Origin of the sequence: Hanstruepera ponticola (assembly GCF_012931685.1) — a bacterium.
Classification (GTDB): domain Bacteria; phylum Bacteroidota; class Bacteroidia; order Flavobacteriales; family Flavobacteriaceae; genus Hanstruepera; species Hanstruepera ponticola.
The window spans coordinates 1-16422 of sequence record NZ_JABANC010000002.1 but is presented as its reverse complement, the minus strand read 5'-3'; the positions used below and the strand labels follow the sequence as shown (position 1 = coordinate 16422).

The window sequence follows — 16422 nt, the reverse complement described above, 5'->3', positions numbered from 1 at the left end:
TTAATTTGTAAAAATAATAAACTATGACAATCAATATTCAATACGTTAATATGTTAACTAGTGAGGCGATGAATGCCTACGTGACAGATAAATTAGAAAAATTAGGAAAAAAGTATGACTGGGTTATTAGTGCTCAAGTTCATTTTGAAGTTATCAATGATCCTAAAGGAAAAGGTAAGATTTGTAAGATGGAATTGAGTTTGCCAGGTCCAAGAATATTTGCTACTTCAAATGAAGAAAACTATGAGAGTGCTGTAAAAGAAACCATCAAAGACCTAGAGAAACAGCTTAAAAAACGAAAACACCAATTTTCTTCACATTAATACACTTTGAAAAATTTTGATGTGAAAATTCATACGTAATTATAAAGAACTATCAATAATTGTTAACAAAAAGTTAATTTATTGATAGTTTTTTTATACATTAAGCACATCATCAGTCAATTACGGTTCTCAAGCCAAACTTTTTAAGTTTAACCAACCATCAAATAATTATGAGAAATCGTGTTGTAAATATGTCAACAATCTTAATGCTAGCGTTAGCTACATTTGCTATGATTAAATTAATAATATTCTTTATTGGTTTTTTTAGTAGGGTAGGAATTGATGTATCAGCCATGGCTAATTTAGGATAATTAGTCTTTACCTATCTGTGATGATAGGGTTCATTTTTTAATATTGTGAAGGCTCTGTAGAGCTGTTCCACAATAAACAGACGTATCATTTGGTGTGAGAATGTCATTTTGGATAATGACAACTTGCCTTGCGCTTTATTATATACTTCTTCAGAAAACCCGTACGGTCCACCAATTACAAAAATAAGCTGCTTAATTCCAGAATTCATATGTTTTTGAAGGTATTGTGAAAAAACAACTGAATCCATTTGTTTGCCATTTTCATCTAACAGAATGAGTATGTCAGTTGGATTGATTCGCGATAAAATCAATTCGCCTTCTTTTTGTTTTTGCTGTATTGCAGAAAGATTTTTGGCTTTTTTTAAATCTGGAATAATTTCGAAATCAAATTTTATATAATGGCGTAATCGTTTTTGATAATCAGCTATTAATGTCTGAAGCTGTTTGTTGTCGGTTTTGCCTATGGCTAAAAGTTTAATAGTCATACACAAATTTAAACTTTTCAAATTATTTTTAAATACAATAAAAGATGATTACTGAATATTGCTATTCATTCTAACTATACTGATGATGTGAGAGCATTATTTATTATTAATAGCATATAATCTTGTGGTAAATGACTTAAAAAATCAAAAAGCAATTACTATTTTAGCTGTAAACAATTTATTATGATTAGTAAGGAGCAATTTGATAAAGAAATAGCTGGTATCATATCCAATGCTATACGTGAAGATGTTGGTGATGGTGACCACAGTTCGTTAGCTTGTATTCCTCATACTGCTCAAGGAAAAGCAAAATTGTTGGTTAAAGACAAAGGTGTCATTGCTGGTGTTGAATTTGCAAAAATGGTGTTTGAGTATATTGATAGTAATTTACAGGTTGAAACTATAATTAATGATGGTTCCACGGTAAAGTATGGCGATATTGTATTTTATGTATCAGGTTCGTCACAATCAATTCTAAAAGCTGAACGGTTGGTTTTAAATGCTATGCAACGAATGAGCGCTATTGCGACAAAAACCAAACAGTTTGTTGACTTGCTAGAAGGTACAGGAACCAAAATATTAGATACTAGAAAAACAACTCCAGGTATTCGTGCATTAGAAAAATGGGCTGTAAAAATTGGAGGAGGCCAGAATCATAGATTCGCACTTTATGATATGATAATGCTAAAGGATAATCATATTGATTTTGCTGGAGGTATTACTAAAGCCATTGATAAGACCAAACAATATTTAAAGGATAATCAAAAAGATTTAAAGATTATAGTCGAGGCCAGAAACTTGAGTGAAATCCAAGAGATACTTGAATCTGAAGGGATTTATAGAATTCTCATTGATAATTTTAATTATGAGGACACCAAAAAAGCAGTTGCTATGATTGGTAATCAGTGTCTTACTGAAAGTTCAGGTGGAATTACAGAAAAAACGATTAGAAAATATGCTGAATGTGGTGTTAATTATATTTCTTCAGGAGCCTTGACGCATTCTGTTTATAATATGGATTTGAGCTTAAAAGCAGTGTGATAATGACGAAACCTATTGAGGATAAATTAGATAAAATTCCAATAATCAACCTGCTAATCAGACTTTTTAAACAAATTAAATTGCCTGCTTTAGAAGGCTTATCCTTATACGATTTACTGGAGCTTTATACAATAGGTGTTGTAAGAGGTGCTTTAACAACGCGAGCTAGTGCTATTGCCTTTAGTTTTTTTACAGCGTTGTTTCCTTTTTTACTGTTTATTCTTATCATTATTCCATTCATTCCTATTGACGATTTCAAAATTGAATTTTTGAAATTTCTAGATTCTTTTTTACCGCCAAGCACATCAGATTTTTTTGCAACAAATATTTTTGAGAATATTGATAAAACGGAACGAGGAGGTTTGATATCTTCAGTGTTCTTTATTTCTCTCATATTAATGGCTAATGGTATTAGTGCTGTGTTTTCTGGTTTTGAAAGTTCTTATCATGAGCAGTTGACAAGAAATATTTTAAAACAATATTTATATGCTTTAGGTGTGGCTCTTATATTGGCTTTTTTGTTATTACTCACTGTGGCCGTATTTGGGTATTTTCAAATATATATTATGGGCAATTTAGAAACGCATGGTATTGTGGATGAAGAAGCTACAATTGGTTGGATTATTGCTGCTAAATACGTGTTTTTTGTGATAATGGTCTATGTAGCGACAGCAACTTTATACTATTTTGGAACAAAGGAAGGTAAACAATCAAAATTCTTTTCAATAGGTGCTTTGTTTACTACATTTTTAATAATACTCAATTCTTATTTATTTGGAATTTACATTGAAAATTTTTCAAAATACAATGAATTATATGGCTCTATTGGTGCTTTGTTAATATTGCTTTTCTATTTATGGTTAAACTCCAACATTTTGTTATTAGGTTATGAGTTGAATGCCTCCTTAAACCGTTTGCGCAAATTAAATTCAGGTATTTATGGGTAGGTATTTCGTGTTCTTTTTATTATTCAGCATTAAAGTCAATTCACAAGACATATTTGGGAAATGGCGAACGATTGATGATCAGACCCATGAGCCAAAATCTATTGTTGAAGTTTATAAGGAAAATGGAAAGGTATATGGTAAAATAATTGACATTTACAGTGAATCTGATAAAAATGCGTTGTGTAAAAAATGTCAAGGCGATGACTATAATCAACCTGTTGTGGGTTTGGTTATTATCAAGGCCTTGACAAAAGACGGGAAGTATTATAAAGACGGAACTATTTTTGACCCTGAAAGCGGAAAAAATTATACCTGTCGCATAGCATTAAATGATGATAACCCAGACATTCTTGAAGTTCGAGGTTATATATCCTTTTTATACAAAACACAATATTGGGAACGAATAGAGGATTAGAGACTTATGTTAAATTTTATTGATGTTATACTGCCTATTCCGTTACCAAACTTCTTTACGTATAGTATTACTATAGCAGAAGCCGATTTTTTAAAACCTGGTATGCGTGTATCTGTGCCCTTTGGTAAATCCAAAATTTATACGGCTCTTGTTCATGAAATTCATAGCAGGCCACCTGTATTATATGAAGCTAAAGAGATTCATCAGATTTTAGATGATAAACCTCTGATAACTGAAAAACAATTTGATCTTTGGAAATGGCTTGCTAGCTACTACATGTGCACTTTGGGTGACGTTATGCGTGCTGCATTGCCCAATGCTTTTATTCTTGAAAGCGAAACAATTATTTACAGAAATACTTCACTAACCATTAACGATTCTGAATTAGAGGATGATGAATTTATGGTTTACGAAGCCCTACATCATCAATCATCACTAACCATACAGGATATTACAAGTATTATTGATAAAAAAAATGCGTTACCAGTAATAAAGCGCCTTTTAGAAAAAGAGGTTATTTTAGTGAAAGAAGAGGTTTATGCTAAGTATAAACCCAAATTGGTAAGATACGTTCGGTTGGACAAGCGATACGCAGCTGATCAAAAATTAAATGAGTTATTAGAATCTTTAAGTCGAGCGCCAAAACAACGTCAAGTAATCATGACACTTTTTTCTATTTCGGCAAAATCTAAATCACCAATAAAAGTTTCAGAATTAATTGAAGAAAGTGATGCATCAAGTGCCATTATAAAATCTTTGATAGATAAACATATTTTAGAGGAACATTTTATCCAAACCGATAGAATTGAATATGATGATGATAGCGAAACTCCTAACTTAAAGTTAAGTGAAGATCAAAATAATACTTTAAATGATATTGTTCAAAAATTTGATAATCAAGATGTTGTGCTACTTCATGGTGTTACGTCTTCAGGGAAAACAGAAATATATATCAAACTCATTCAAAGTGTTTTAAACAAAAATAAGCAGGCCTTATATTTATTACCAGAAATAGCTTTGACTACACAATTAGTGCAACGCTTACAGGATTATTTTGGAGAAAAGGTAGCTGTTTATCATTCTAAATATTCCAGTAACGAGCGCGTTGAGGTCTGGAAACAGGTTTTGCAAAATTCTACTAAAGCACAAGTTATTATAGGAGCACGTTCGGCGGTGTTATTACCATTTCAAGATTTAGGTTTGGTAATTGTTGATGAAGAGCATGAGCAGTCTTATAAGCAATTTGATCCTGCGCCACGTTATCATGCAAGAGATACTGCTATTGTATTGGCGAACATTTTTAAAATCAAAACCCTTTTAGGGTCTGCTACACCTAGTTTAGAGAGTTATTATAATGTGCAGCAAGGGAAATATGGCATGGTTGAATTAAATACGCGATATAATGATGTTTTGATGCCAGATATTGAGCTAGTTGATTTAAAAGACAAGCACAAACGAAAGCGTATGAAAGGGCATTTCAGTGATAGATTGATTGCTGAAATGACCGATACATTGAAAAATGGTTTTCAAATTATTCTGTTTCAAAACAGACGAGGGTTCTCACCAATTGTTGAGTGCCAAACTTGTGGACATTCACCACAATGCCCTAACTGTGATGTTAGTTTAACTTATCATCAATACAGAGATCAATTACGTTGTCATTATTGTGGCTTTAACACCATCATGATGAAATCTTGTGAAGCTTGCGAAACATCAAATTTGGATACTAAAGGTTTTGGCACCCAGCAAGTAGAGAAGGAGGTGAGCGATTTATTTCCAGATTATAAAGTGGCTAGAATGGATTTAGATACAACACGTGGTAAATATGGTTACGAAAAGATAATTGATGCCTTTCAGCATGGAGAAGTTGATATTTTAGTTGGTACGCAAATGCTTACTAAAGGCCTTGATTTTAGGAATGTTAAGCTTGTTGGCGTTATGAATGCCGATAATATGCTGAATTTCCCTGATTTTAGAGCTCACGAGCGGAGTTTCCAATTATTATTGCAAGTTTCAGGTAGAGCCGGAAGAACCAAAGAACGCGGAAAAGTTTTAATACAAACCTATAATCCCTTCCATAAAATATTACAGCAGGTCTCTACAAATAATTATTTGGAGATGTATCATGAACAAATGGATGATAGGCATAATTTTAAATATCTACCTATATACAGGTTAATTAAAATCACATTAAAGCATCGGGATTATAACAAGGTCAATACAGGAGCCGATTGGTTTGCGAAATCACTTCGCAATGTTTTTAAGCAAGGTGTTTTAGGTCCTGAATTTCCACCTATTTCAAGAATACGAAATCAGTATCACAAAAATATTTTAGTTAAAATACCTAAAACCCAATCATTACCAAAAACAAAAGAAGCTATTATTAAAATTAATAACAGCTTCTCAAGTGTAAAAGATTTTAGGGCTATAAGAGTAGTTTTAAATGTCGATAACTATTAAATATTATTTAAAGCGTCAACAAGTTGGGTTTTCTTATTCCTACTCAAAGGAATTTCGTAAGTTCCAACTTCAACATTCTTACTATTAAATCTATCTACTTTGTCTAAATTCACAATATAAGATTTGTGAATTCTCAAAAACTTACCTTCTGGCAGTTCGTGTTCAAAAGCTTTCATGGTTGAAAGAACCACTAAGCTAGTTTCTTCAGTAACAAGTTTTACATAATCACCAAGGGCTTCAATCCACTTGATGTCTTTAATGTAAACTTTTCGCTTTTTCAGGTTACTCTTCACAAAAATGTGTTCGCCTTCTGTTTCGTTGAAGTCTAGTTTAAGCTTGTGTTGTTCTACAGCTTTATCTACAGCTGTATTAAAACGTTCTCTTGTGATAGGTTTATGCAAATAGTCAGTAGCATCATAATTAAATGCTTTAAAGGCATATTCGGTTTTACCTGTCACAAAAATAATTTGGGGTTTGTTGTTAAGGACGTCAAGCAATTCGAAACCATTTAAAACAGGCATTTCAATATCCAAGAAGATTAAATCTACTTTGTGGGTATTGAGTCCGTTTTTAGTCTCCAACGCACTATTGTACTCAGCTATTAAATTAAGTGAAGGATGATTTTCAATTAACTTTACAATTGAGAGACGTTGTATCGCTGAGTCGTCAACTACTACACAGTTTAATGTCATAACATTTGTTTTATTTCGGTTAAGATATCGACAATAGTACAAAAAATTCGGTTAAAAACCAAAAAACATCGTTAAAAGGTTCTTTTTAACATAATTTTAACATATTCAAATCATCGAATAATAATGTTGGGATTATGTTGTAATATAAGCAAAAAATAGTTATTTTTGCACCCATTTTTAACTATAAATTAGATTTTTATGAATCATTATGAAACTGTTTTCATCTTAAATCCCGTTTTATCTGAAGATCAGATAAAGGAAACAGTAAAGAAATACGAAGATTTTCTTGTTTCTAACGGAGCGAAGATGGTAGCCAAAGAAGATTGGGGCTTAAAGAAATTAGCTTACCCAATTCAAAACAAAAAAAGTGGTTTTTATCACTTATTTGAGTACACTGTACCAGGAGAAGTCATCAATCAGTTAGAAGTTGAGTTTAGACGTGATGAGCGTTTTATGCGTTACTTAACTGTTACTCTAGACAAGCATGCGATTTCTTGGGCAGAGAGAAGAAGAGAAAAACTTAAACAAAAAGCGTAATTATGTCATCTATAGAACAACAAGCAAAAGGAAAGAAAGATGGAGAGATCAGATATCTTACTCCATTAAACATAGATACCAATAAAACGAAAAAATATTGTCGTTTTAAAAAGTCTGGAATTAAGTATGTAGATTATAAAGATGCTGATTGGTTATTAAACTTTGTAAACGAACAAGGAAAAATTTTACCAAGACGTTTAACAGGAACTTCTTTAAAATATCAAAGAAAAGTATCTGTAGCTGTTAAAAGAGCACGTCATTTAGCATTAATGCCATACGTGGCCGATTTATTAAAATAAAATTATCATAACAATGGAACTTATATTAAAACAAGACGTTGAAAATTTAGGATTTAAAGACGATGTTGTAACGGTTAAGAACGGTTATGGTAGAAACTTTTTAATTCCTCAAGGACAAGCCGTTTTAGCTACAGCTTCTGCAAAAAAAGTATTAGCAGAAAACTTAAAGCAACGTGCTTTTAAAGAAAAGAAAGTAATAGAAGATGCTCAAAAAGTAGCTGAAGCTATTAAAGGACTAGATTTAAAAATTACTGCAAAAGCAACTGAAGGTGCTTCTGCTGGTGATAAATTATTTGGTTCGGTAACAAAATTAGATTTAGTTGAAGCTTTTGAAAAAGAAGGACACACTGTTGACAAGAAATTTGTTAGTATTACTGGTGGTAATATTAAGCGTTTAGGTCAGTACAATGCTGTTATTCGTTTGCATAGAGAAGTAACTGTAGAATTGCCATTCGAGGTTATTGCTCAAGCTTAAACCATATATATCATATAAAAAGCCTCAACCTAGTTGGGGCTTTTTTTTTAAAGTTTTTTAAAGATGAAATATTCAAGACTTACTAAAGAACAGTTTGAAGAATTACACCAAGAATTTATTAATTTTTTGGCTACACAATCTATCACAGCCGATGAATGGGCTGAAATCAAGAAAAATAAACCAGAAGTTGCTGAACAAGAATTAGATGTTTTTAGCGATTTGGTTTGGGAAGGTGTCTTATCTAAAGTTGAGTATGTTGAACATATTTCCCCACAGCAAATACATTTATTTCATTTAAATGAAACCAATATGCATGTTATAGGAATTCAGTTGAAAAATGCAATTGATTTGACGACAACAGATGGTTTTAACTGGCTTCGTGATAATTTAATGGATGATGATGTGGAGTTCATGCAAGCTAAAAAAGACTATTCAGATGACAGACATTTGGATAAGTTTAAACTAATACAGCAAGGAGGCGCAATTACTAAAGGCGAATTATTTCAATATTTTGATAAGTTGATTAATTAGCAAGATTGTCTATTCGAGAGCAGTCGAGAACTATTTTTTTAATAGTTTTGTTTATAAGTACTAACTTAAATGAGATTCTCACTTTTGTGGGAAGTTAACATGGCACAAAAACCAAGCATTCCAAAAGGCACACGCGATTTTAATCCAGAGCAAGTTGCTAAACGCAACTATATATTTTCTACTATACAAAACCAATTTGAAAAATTTGGATTTCAACCTATTGAAACGCCAAGTTTTGAAAACTCTGAAACTCTCATGGGTAAATATGGTGATGAAGGGGATAGGCTGATTTTTAAGATTTTGAATTCTGGGGACTATTTGAGTAAAGTAGAAAATAGCTTATTTAAAGAAAAAGATTCAAACAAAATTACTCAAATTATTTCCGAAAAAGCCTTGCGTTATGACTTAACTGTGCCTTTTGCACGTTATGTTGTGCAACATCAAAATGAGATTGAATTTCCATTTAAACGTTACCAAATGCAACCAGTTTGGCGTGCAGATAGACCGCAAAAAGGACGTTTTAGAGAGTTTTATCAATGTGATGCCGATGTTGTTGGGTCAACGTCATTGTGGCAAGAGGTTGAGCTAGTGCAATTATATGACGCTGTTTTCACGGCTTTAGGATTAAATGGAACTACAATAAAAATAAATAACCGTAAAATCCTCTCAGGAATTGCTGAAGTTATTGGCGCAAGTGATAAGTTAATTGACTTTACAGTGGCGCTGGATAAACTTGATAAAATAGGAGAGGAGAAGGTAAAACAAGAAATGCTAGATAAAGGTATTTCGCAATCTGGTATTGAAAGATTGCAGCCATTGTTTACCTTATCAGGAGATTTTGGCTCTCAAATAAAAGAACTCAAGGCTATTCTAAATGCTTCTGAAGACGGTAAGAAAGGCATTGAGGAATTAGAGTTCATAGATAACGCTATTTCAGAATTAGGCCTTCAAACAGCCAGACTACAGCTAGATGTCACACTAGCTAGAGGATTAAACTATTATACTGGTGCAATTTTTGAAGTGGCTGCTCCAGAAGGTGTCAATATGGGCTCTATTGGTGGAGGAGGTCGTTATGATGATTTAACGGGAATCTTTGGTATGAAAGATATGAGCGGTGTTGGTATTAGCTTTGGGTTAGACAGAATTTATCTAGTTCTTGAAGAATTGGATTTATTTCCTGTAACCGTCAATAAAAATATCGATGTACTTTTTATAAACTTTGGAGATAAAGAAGCCTTATATAGTTTAAAAGCTATTAAAATACTACGTGATAAAGGCTTTAATACGGAACTGTATCCTGATGCTGCTAAAATGAAAAAGCAAATGAATCACGCCAATAAGAGGAACATTCCTTTTGTTGTTTTAGTAGGAGAACAGGAAATGTCTAAAGATGCTTTTACTTTAAAAAATATGATTTCGGGTGAACAATCGGAAGTTACTTTAGATACTTTAATTTCAACATTGACATAAAAAAAGAGTCCCGAATACATTCGGGACTCAATTAAAGCACGGTTATGGCTATAGTAGATTTGGGACTACTGTTTAGGACTATTTAACCAGTACTTTTTTCGTGATTGCAGTACCATCTTTTGTTTTTAAATTAATGATATATGTTCCGGTACTTATCTGATTAGTTTTTAATCTAACCAATTCTGTTGTTTCAATGGCTTCAAATCTATTGATTGTCTGCCCGAGCATGTTTAATATTTCCGCTGATTGAAGATCAATCAATTTTGGATTTTGAATTATAATATTTCCAGTAGCATTGGAATAATTAATAATCAGATTTTCCGCAAAGTTGTTATCATCTATGCTTAATGAGTTGTTACGGAATACAATTTCAAATCGTTCAAGATATTCTCCAGCAGGCAAATAGACCATATAGTTGCTATCTCTTAAATTATGATATATATCCAAATCCTTGTCATGCGCATAAATCTCCATATCAGATGGTACGTTTTCAAGTACATCAATTGTTATATTGTTCATGCCTTCCTCATTGGTATGAATACCAATTGGTAAAACAGTATCTTCATTTATGTTATCTATTCCTTGTACTAAATACTTGTCATTGGCAATCATCCAGTACATATCATCAATTTGTTCTTCGTTTATCAATCCATCAAATCCCCAATCAAAATCTTGTGAAGCTCTTTCATCAACAGTAATCAATAACTGTCTATGAATGGTATTCACAGAATTAAATCCAATTCTTAATTTCATACGTGAATCGATACTGGAATTATCTGTTCTGTTATTATTAGAGTTTCTCATAAATACAGAAGAAGCAGTTCCTTCTTTTTGGAAAACTCGCATACTATTCCTGAATTTAATATAAGAATTATCGGATGTACCAGTTACAAAGAACCCTTGTCCAACTGGAATGTAACGGCCAGGAGTTTTAGTACCGGTTCCTACTTGTGCTACATCTGGATCAGGATTTCCGAAAGCCGCTGCTGGCGTACCACCAGATAGATTGTAAGTCCCATATCCACCTTGATATTCGGCAAGTATATGTGAACCACCTCCCCAGTGCTCCCAGAAATATAGTGTTCCGCTCATTGTAGGATCGCCTTCTGGATAGGAGTTGTCATCTGATGGGTCTGTATAGCTTATTTCGCCACCGTTATAAAGAATAAAGGCTTCCGCATCAATAGCTGAAGCATACGGGTTTCCAACTAAATAGTCACTTCCAGAGTCAATTTCCAAATCAACATTACCGTTATTTGGCTTGCCATCAAAAACATAATTTTGTTCTGTTTCAACAGCTCCACCAGTGTTTGTAACTCCTTTCATTGTGAATCCTTCACCAGCTGTAAGAGTTCCAGTATTTCTTATATGTTGCCATGATGCATAATCATCACTTGTTCGGTTGCTAAATTTCCATATCCAGTAGTGGGCAATCTCAATCTGGGAACCAGCATTGTTGCCATCATATCCAGATATAAAGTTGATGTTTACTGGGTTGTCAGGGTCTGTCCCATCTCTTAAAACACCTGTATTGTTTAGAATATAACTATAATTGTTTATAGCTGAAACTCCAGATCCAACAGGCGAAGACCAATAGTTGTATGTATATAAATCTTGTGTTCCTTGTTGATCTTTTTCAAGACTACCGCTACCGCCTACAGTTAAATCACTATCTGTAGTTTGTATTAATTGTGACTCCCCATTTAGGTCAATTTTGCCATCCAAATTTAAGTAATGGGAAATTGTTAATCCACCACCAGTTTCAGAGGCATTATCTCCATCAACTGTAATGGTATTACTGTCAACAAATAGCGCTAAAAGATTTCTGTTTTCATTATTTGTTGTTGGTACGTAAGTCGTATTGCTATTATCAATGATTATATCATGGTTAGTCTCAACAATGTTCCAGTCTATAGTTTGAGTTGGATTCACAATTGATTTAGTACCAGGCATCGTTTGTACACTACCATTCAGCCACGTAGCACTAGAATCCCAATCTCCATTTGAATTTGACTTATATGGTAGAGGAGCTGTTTGTCTATCAACAGTTCTTAAACTGCGTAATGCACCTTGATTTCCATTTCCGGACTCATCTTTAGTGTTTGTATAAGTATAAGTCGACATTGGATAGTATCCTGCTAAATCAGACCAAGGGATTGTATTAACTTCATCTTTGGTAGGAGTAATTCCTCGTGATCCAAAATATGATCCTCTAATGAAGTTTGAATTATTTTCAATTTCTTGGTTCATTATATATCGCAGTTGGTTTTCTGTAAGGCTGATATTCCAAACACGAACTTCATCAATATTTCCATGAAAGAAATCTCTAGGTGCTGATTTTGAAGCCGCCCCAATAAAGAAAGAATTATTTGTTTCTTCAGGTTCCGTTAATGTACGTTGTTTGTCTAAAACGCCATCTACATACATTTTTGCTATTCCAGAATTATATACAACAGCGAGATGATGCCACTCGTTTTTTGGAATTGTTGTATTTGATACTATATCTTGTCTGATACCTGAAGGACTCCACCATGAAACTCTAAATTTGCCAGCTCCGTCGATTCTGAAATCATAACCGCTGTTATATGGGTAATCTCTTTTTGATAAAACCGAATTTCCGTATGCATTAGCATCGGCATTAATCCAGAATGAAACAGTAAACTCTGTTGGATTTAAATTCAAAGCATCTTCCATATCCACATAGTTAGTTGTTCCATTAAAATAAATTGAACGTTCATAAACTAATTCTGGTGCCCATCCAAAAGTGATGTACTTTGTACCATCAAAATCATAGTTTGTGGTAACAATCGGTTCGCCCAATTCATTGGTGTCGTCAGACATTACTCTATAATCCGCAGTTGGATCAAAGTTTGGAGTATCTGAAATAAACATTAAATATCTTCCATCTGGAGGTGTAGCTGTTCTAATGGCACTTTTAAGCATTTGTACTTCTACAGATGGTATGTCACCACCATTTTCAACCACTTTCCATGTTCTGGCTATAGCATAGAATTCAACTTCTGTAGTAAGCGCAGGAGAAATATCCGTACTCATGTTTACCACTACATCAACTGAAGGATCATCCAAATCAACTCCATCATTACCCCATACCAAAAACTCTTTGTCATTTAATGTATTTGGATTAAGGTTATTTGTGTCATATATTTCGTTTATACCGATAGTTAATACGCCTTGTGTGCGGCCAGCGCCATCGCTTGCATTGTTAACACTTCGTGATTGTTTTTGATAAAGGTCAGAATCATCATCACGACCAATACCAGCAATGTCATAATTAAATACATCGTCGATAGCAACACCAGAATTTTGGTCCCAAATAACGGTTCCATCACTATCCACGTAATCCTGTGAAGTTCCATTAGTTCCTAACGTGATACCATATTTAATAGCTAAGTATGATTGAATTCTATTACGTTCTTGCGTTAAATCAGTATCGTTTTGTCTAGTAGAGTAAGTAATTATTTCTGCGATTCGAGCATCGGTACTGGCTTCCCAACCTTCACTACGTCCAATCCAATATCGAGCATCGTTAACATTAGCAAAATCTGGCACATCATTTTGTACAGATTCTTTATTAATAGCATTATAATAAAGTTCCTGTTGTGTTGCTCCAAGATTATTTCTAGCATTAATAATTCCAGCATTATTATAAATAATGTTATTACCCGATCCAGAATCAACTTCAGCTACACCATAGCCATCACCAGAAGATGTTGGTCCATGGGCATAAACTAAAACTTCATTAGTAAAACGAACAGTATATTTTCCTAAACCAATTCCTGTAGCATCCGTATTATTGGTTGCTAAATCTTCGTCACCACAAAAAATATCCATACTACCAAATGTTTTATTTACTTCCACATCAGGAATTAAGACCGTAAAAACATCTTGGGAGTAATATCCACTTGGTCCTTCCAAAAAATTTCTATTCGGAGCATCATAAGAAAAGTCACCATCTAATGGTATATTGACATAATCGCCATCAAAATCTACGACTGGGTTGAAATTTATATTATCATTTACATTGTCTTTATAAGTGGGTTCTTGTCCAATTCCTGGCGTATTGACAGTTGCGTCTGCACCACGACCTTGGTCGTACCAAGTACTCACAAGATCACCATCTGTGTAGCCCAATCCATCAGTTCCTTTCAACCATAGTTTAAGATTACTAGTTACACCACCAGGGCCTTCTGTTAAAGGTGGTATGCCATTTCCTTGTAAAGAAAACTGATAGGGATTTTCATCGCTATCACCATTTACAATATTTATGGTAGCTGTACGAATGCCAGCAGCACTAGGAGTAAAAGTGACTTCAAAAGAGGTACTTGAACCAATAGCTACTGAACTAGCTGGAGTTGAAGTAACAGAGAAATCTCCTGGATTGGTACCAGTGAAGCTTATGGCTCCAACTGATAAAGACCCAGTTGCTGTATTTAAATTTTGAATAGTAAATGATTGTGCAACGCTTGAGGAAACATCAATTGATCCAAAATCCGTACCATCTGTACCAGCAGGAGTGGTATCTGTATGAGCTATATTAATAGTATTTCCTTGAACATTTATTTCAGGTTGAGGTGTTGTTCCGTTACCTTGAATATTAATTGTATAAGGTTGTTCGTTAGCTCCAACACTATTATTTACAATAGTCACAATAGCCGTTTTTGTTCCAGCAGATGTTGGTGTAAATGTTATCGTAAAGTTTGCCGAATTACCTCTACTTATTGTAGTTATTGAATTTGTAATAGAAAACTCACCAGGGTTGACACCAGAAAGAGTAATTGATGATATATTAAGTACATTGAGACTAGGGTTACCACCACTATGGGTATTCTGAATAGTAAAAGTGTGGGTTACACCTACACTAATTAAAGAAGATCCAAAATCTGTACCATCAGAAACCAATGGTGACTGTGGGCCAGGAGTACTATCAGGAATAGTATTGCCACTCCCTGTAACATTTATATTTTGGTTTTGAGAGAAACCAAAACTTCCTATTAAAAATAGTATGCTAAATACTATTAATTGAGTAAAGTTTTTCATAAGTAGATTAATTTAGTTTTGGGACTAATTAAATTATTTGTCAAATATACTAATTAAACTCCATGAAATGCAAAAAAAATCGATGAAATGCATATTAATTTGTAGTTAATTGATAATCAGATACATAAAAACGGGTTAAATCACTTGATTTAACCCGTTTTATTTATTTAAGCTATTAATTATCAGAATTTTAATAGTTTTTTGACAATAGTATTACCAGTATTTGAATTAACTATTTTAATAAAATACGAACCTTGCTGTAGTTCATCTATATTTTGAATAGTGATTTCTCCATTAGTACTGGTTAAAATTTGATTATATACCACTCTTCCATTAATATCGAATAATTTGATTGAATATTTATCGCCATTAAAGTTAGTTGGTAAACTAATTCTGATGTGCGTATTAAACGGATTTGGTTGAACGGTTACATCTTCTAAAGTTGATTCTACAGTTCCTAAAGTATTTTCGGTTACAGTTACTGTAGCATTACAAGTTGATATGTTGCCACTATTGTCTGTTATTGTAAATACAACATTGTTGTCGCCAATATCATTCGTATCAAATGTATTTGGACTAACGGACATTGTATTTATAGCACAATCATCACTAGATCCATTATCTATTTGATTGGCAGAAATAGTCACATTACCTGTTCCATCCAATTCAACAGTGATGTCTTGGACTATACATACTGGGTTAATGTTATCACCATCATCAGTTACATCCCAAGAACAGGTCGTGTTATTGAAGGTCGCTGTTTCCCAACATTCGGTAGTTGGTTCAGTTGGTTGTGATCCCTGATTCACCCAAGTACACGACGTGGTATTGAATTGGTAATCATCCCAACAGTTTGTAGCTGTTGGTTCAGTCGGTTGTGATCCCTGATTCACCCAAGTACACGACGTAGTGTTGAACTGATAATCATCCCAACAGTTTGTAGCTGTTGGCTCCGTAGGTTGTGATCCTTGGTTCTCCCACGTACAAGACGTTGTGTTGAACTGATAATCATCCCAACAGTTTGTAGCTGTTGGTTCAGTTGGTTGTGATCCCTGATTCTCCCAATTACACGACGTGGTATTGAATTGGTAATCATCCCAACAGTTTGTAGCTGTTGGTTCAGTCGGCTGTGATCCCTGATTCACCCAAGTACATGACGTGGTATTGAATTGGTAATCATCCCAACAGTTTGTAGCTGTTGGTTCAGTCGGTTGTGATCCTTGATTCACCCAAGTACACGACGTGGTGTTGAACTGGTAATCATCCCAACAGTTTGTAGCTGTTGGCTCCGTAGGTTGTGATCCTTGGTTCTCCCAAGTACACGACGTGGTATTGAATTGGTAATCATCCCAACAGTTTGTAGCTGTTGGTTCAGTCG

The 16422-nt window shown here is 33.8% G+C and carries 14 protein-coding genes; 10 read left to right on the top strand and 4 right to left on the bottom strand.

Going from position 1 to position 16422, the window contains the following annotated elements; translation table 11 throughout:
* Window positions 1–23 precede the first annotated feature (23 nt).
* Entirely contained in the window at window positions 24–323 is a 300-nt protein-coding gene (gene hpf / locus HGK31_RS05915) for a ribosome hibernation-promoting factor, HPF/YfiA family (RefSeq protein ID WP_104734037.1), read from the top strand.
* A 322-nt stretch (window positions 324–645) separates the two neighbouring features.
* Here hpf and rlmH read toward each other — a convergent pair whose 3' ends face one another.
* Window positions 646–1119, bottom strand: a complete 474-nt coding sequence (gene rlmH / locus HGK31_RS05910; RefSeq protein ID WP_191858931.1) for a 23S rRNA (pseudouridine(1915)-N(3))-methyltransferase RlmH — start codon at window positions 1117–1119, stop codon at window positions 646–648.
* Between the two features lie 183 nt (window positions 1120–1302).
* Here rlmH and nadC point away from each other — a divergent pair, with 183 nt between their 5' ends.
* The 4 genes from nadC to priA are packed head-to-tail and all read left to right on the top strand — an operon-like array spanning window position 1303 to window position 5982.
* Window positions 1303–2160, top strand: coding sequence for a carboxylating nicotinate-nucleotide diphosphorylase (nadC, locus tag HGK31_RS05905; RefSeq protein ID WP_191858930.1), 858 nt, complete (start codon window positions 1303–1305; stop codon window positions 2158–2160).
* A 2-nt stretch (window positions 2161–2162) separates the two neighbouring features.
* Complete coding sequence (locus HGK31_RS05900; RefSeq protein ID WP_104734034.1) at window positions 2163–3107, top strand: YihY/virulence factor BrkB family protein; 945 nt, start codon at window positions 2163–2165, stop codon at window positions 3105–3107.
* Complete coding sequence (locus HGK31_RS05895) at window positions 3100–3522, top strand: DUF2147 domain-containing protein (RefSeq protein WP_191858929.1); 423 nt, start codon at window positions 3100–3102, stop codon at window positions 3520–3522. Before HGK31_RS05900 ends, HGK31_RS05895 begins: the two co-directional genes overlap by 8 nt.
* Before the next feature lie 6 nt (window positions 3523–3528).
* Window positions 3529–5982 (top strand): replication restart helicase PriA, encoded by a 2454-nt coding sequence (gene priA / locus HGK31_RS05890; RefSeq protein ID WP_191858928.1) that lies wholly within the window; start codon window positions 3529–3531, stop codon window positions 5980–5982.
* On the opposite strand, the gene HGK31_RS05885 is transcribed toward priA, so the two are convergent.
* The gene (locus HGK31_RS05885; RefSeq protein ID WP_104734031.1) at window positions 5979–6674 is read right to left on the bottom strand and encodes a LytR/AlgR family response regulator transcription factor; all 696 of its coding nucleotides are present in this window, start codon (window positions 6672–6674) and stop codon (window positions 5979–5981) included. The two genes, priA and HGK31_RS05885, sit on opposite strands and share 4 nt — an antisense overlap.
* 198 nt (window positions 6675–6872) lie before the next feature.
* Here HGK31_RS05885 and rpsF point away from each other — a divergent pair, with 198 nt between their 5' ends.
* The 5 genes from rpsF to hisS all read left to right on the top strand — a co-directional run bounded on the left by rpsF (window position 6873) and on the right by hisS (window position 9986).
* A complete protein-coding gene (gene rpsF / locus HGK31_RS05880) occupies window positions 6873–7211 on the top strand; it encodes a 30S ribosomal protein S6 (protein ID WP_103052634.1) in 339 nt (112 codons plus the stop codon).
* 2 nt (window positions 7212–7213) lie between these two features.
* Complete coding sequence (gene rpsR, locus HGK31_RS05875) at window positions 7214–7510, top strand: 30S ribosomal protein S18 (RefSeq protein ID WP_104734030.1); 297 nt, start codon at window positions 7214–7216, stop codon at window positions 7508–7510.
* 13 nt (window positions 7511–7523) lie between these two features.
* Window positions 7524–7985: a 50S ribosomal protein L9 gene (rplI, locus tag HGK31_RS05870; RefSeq protein WP_104734029.1), complete on the top strand. Its 462-nt coding sequence runs from the start codon at window positions 7524–7526 to the stop codon at window positions 7983–7985.
* Between the two features lie 63 nt (window positions 7986–8048).
* Window positions 8049–8516, top strand: coding sequence for a DUF6495 family protein (locus HGK31_RS05865; protein WP_191858927.1), 468 nt, complete (start codon window positions 8049–8051; stop codon window positions 8514–8516).
* Window positions 8517–8615: 99 nt separating this feature from the next.
* Window positions 8616–9986 (top strand): histidine--tRNA ligase, encoded by a 1371-nt coding sequence (gene hisS / locus HGK31_RS05860; protein WP_191858926.1) that lies wholly within the window; start codon window positions 8616–8618, stop codon window positions 9984–9986.
* Window positions 9987–10064: 78 nt separating this feature from the next.
* On the opposite strand, the gene HGK31_RS05855 is transcribed toward hisS, so the two are convergent.
* Window positions 10065–15044, bottom strand: coding sequence for a choice-of-anchor D domain-containing protein (locus HGK31_RS05855; protein WP_191858925.1), 4980 nt, complete (start codon window positions 15042–15044; stop codon window positions 10065–10067).
* Window positions 15045–15226: 182 nt separating this feature from the next.
* Window positions 15227–16422: T9SS type A sorting domain-containing protein (locus HGK31_RS05850; RefSeq protein WP_191858924.1), on the bottom strand; the 1196-nt coding region annotated here is incomplete at its 5' end.

Excerpts from the sequence above, each read along its gene's own strand:
- HGK31_RS05900 (WP_104734034.1), top strand. The coding sequence starts at position 2,163 with ATGACGAAACCTATTGAGGATAAATTAGATAAAATTCCAATAATCAAC.
- rpsR (WP_104734030.1), top strand. The coding sequence starts at position 7,214 with ATGTCATCTATAGAACAACAAGCAAAAGGAAAGAAAGATGGAGAGATC.
- hisS (WP_191858926.1), top strand. The coding sequence starts at position 8,616 with ATGGCACAAAAACCAAGCATTCCAAAAGGCACACGCGATTTTAATCCA.
- priA (WP_191858928.1), top strand. The coding sequence starts at position 3,529 with ATGTTAAATTTTATTGATGTTATACTGCCTATTCCGTTACCAAACTTC.
- rlmH (WP_191858931.1), bottom strand. The coding sequence starts at position 1,119 with ATGACTATTAAACTTTTAGCCATAGGCAAAACCGACAACAAACAGCTT.
- HGK31_RS05865 (WP_191858927.1), top strand. The coding sequence starts at position 8,049 with ATGAAATATTCAAGACTTACTAAAGAACAGTTTGAAGAATTACACCAA.
- nadC (WP_191858930.1), top strand. The coding sequence starts at position 1,303 with ATGATTAGTAAGGAGCAATTTGATAAAGAAATAGCTGGTATCATATCC.
- HGK31_RS05895 (WP_191858929.1), top strand. The coding sequence starts at position 3,100 with ATGGGTAGGTATTTCGTGTTCTTTTTATTATTCAGCATTAAAGTCAAT.
- HGK31_RS05885 (WP_104734031.1), bottom strand. The coding sequence starts at position 6,674 with ATGACATTAAACTGTGTAGTAGTTGACGACTCAGCGATACAACGTCTC.
- rpsF (WP_103052634.1), top strand. The coding sequence starts at position 6,873 with ATGAATCATTATGAAACTGTTTTCATCTTAAATCCCGTTTTATCTGAA.
- rplI (WP_104734029.1), top strand. The coding sequence starts at position 7,524 with ATGGAACTTATATTAAAACAAGACGTTGAAAATTTAGGATTTAAAGAC.
- HGK31_RS05855 (WP_191858925.1), bottom strand. The coding sequence starts at position 15,044 with ATGAAAAACTTTACTCAATTAATAGTATTTAGCATACTATTTTTAATA.
- hpf (WP_104734037.1), top strand. The coding sequence starts at position 24 with ATGACAATCAATATTCAATACGTTAATATGTTAACTAGTGAGGCGATG.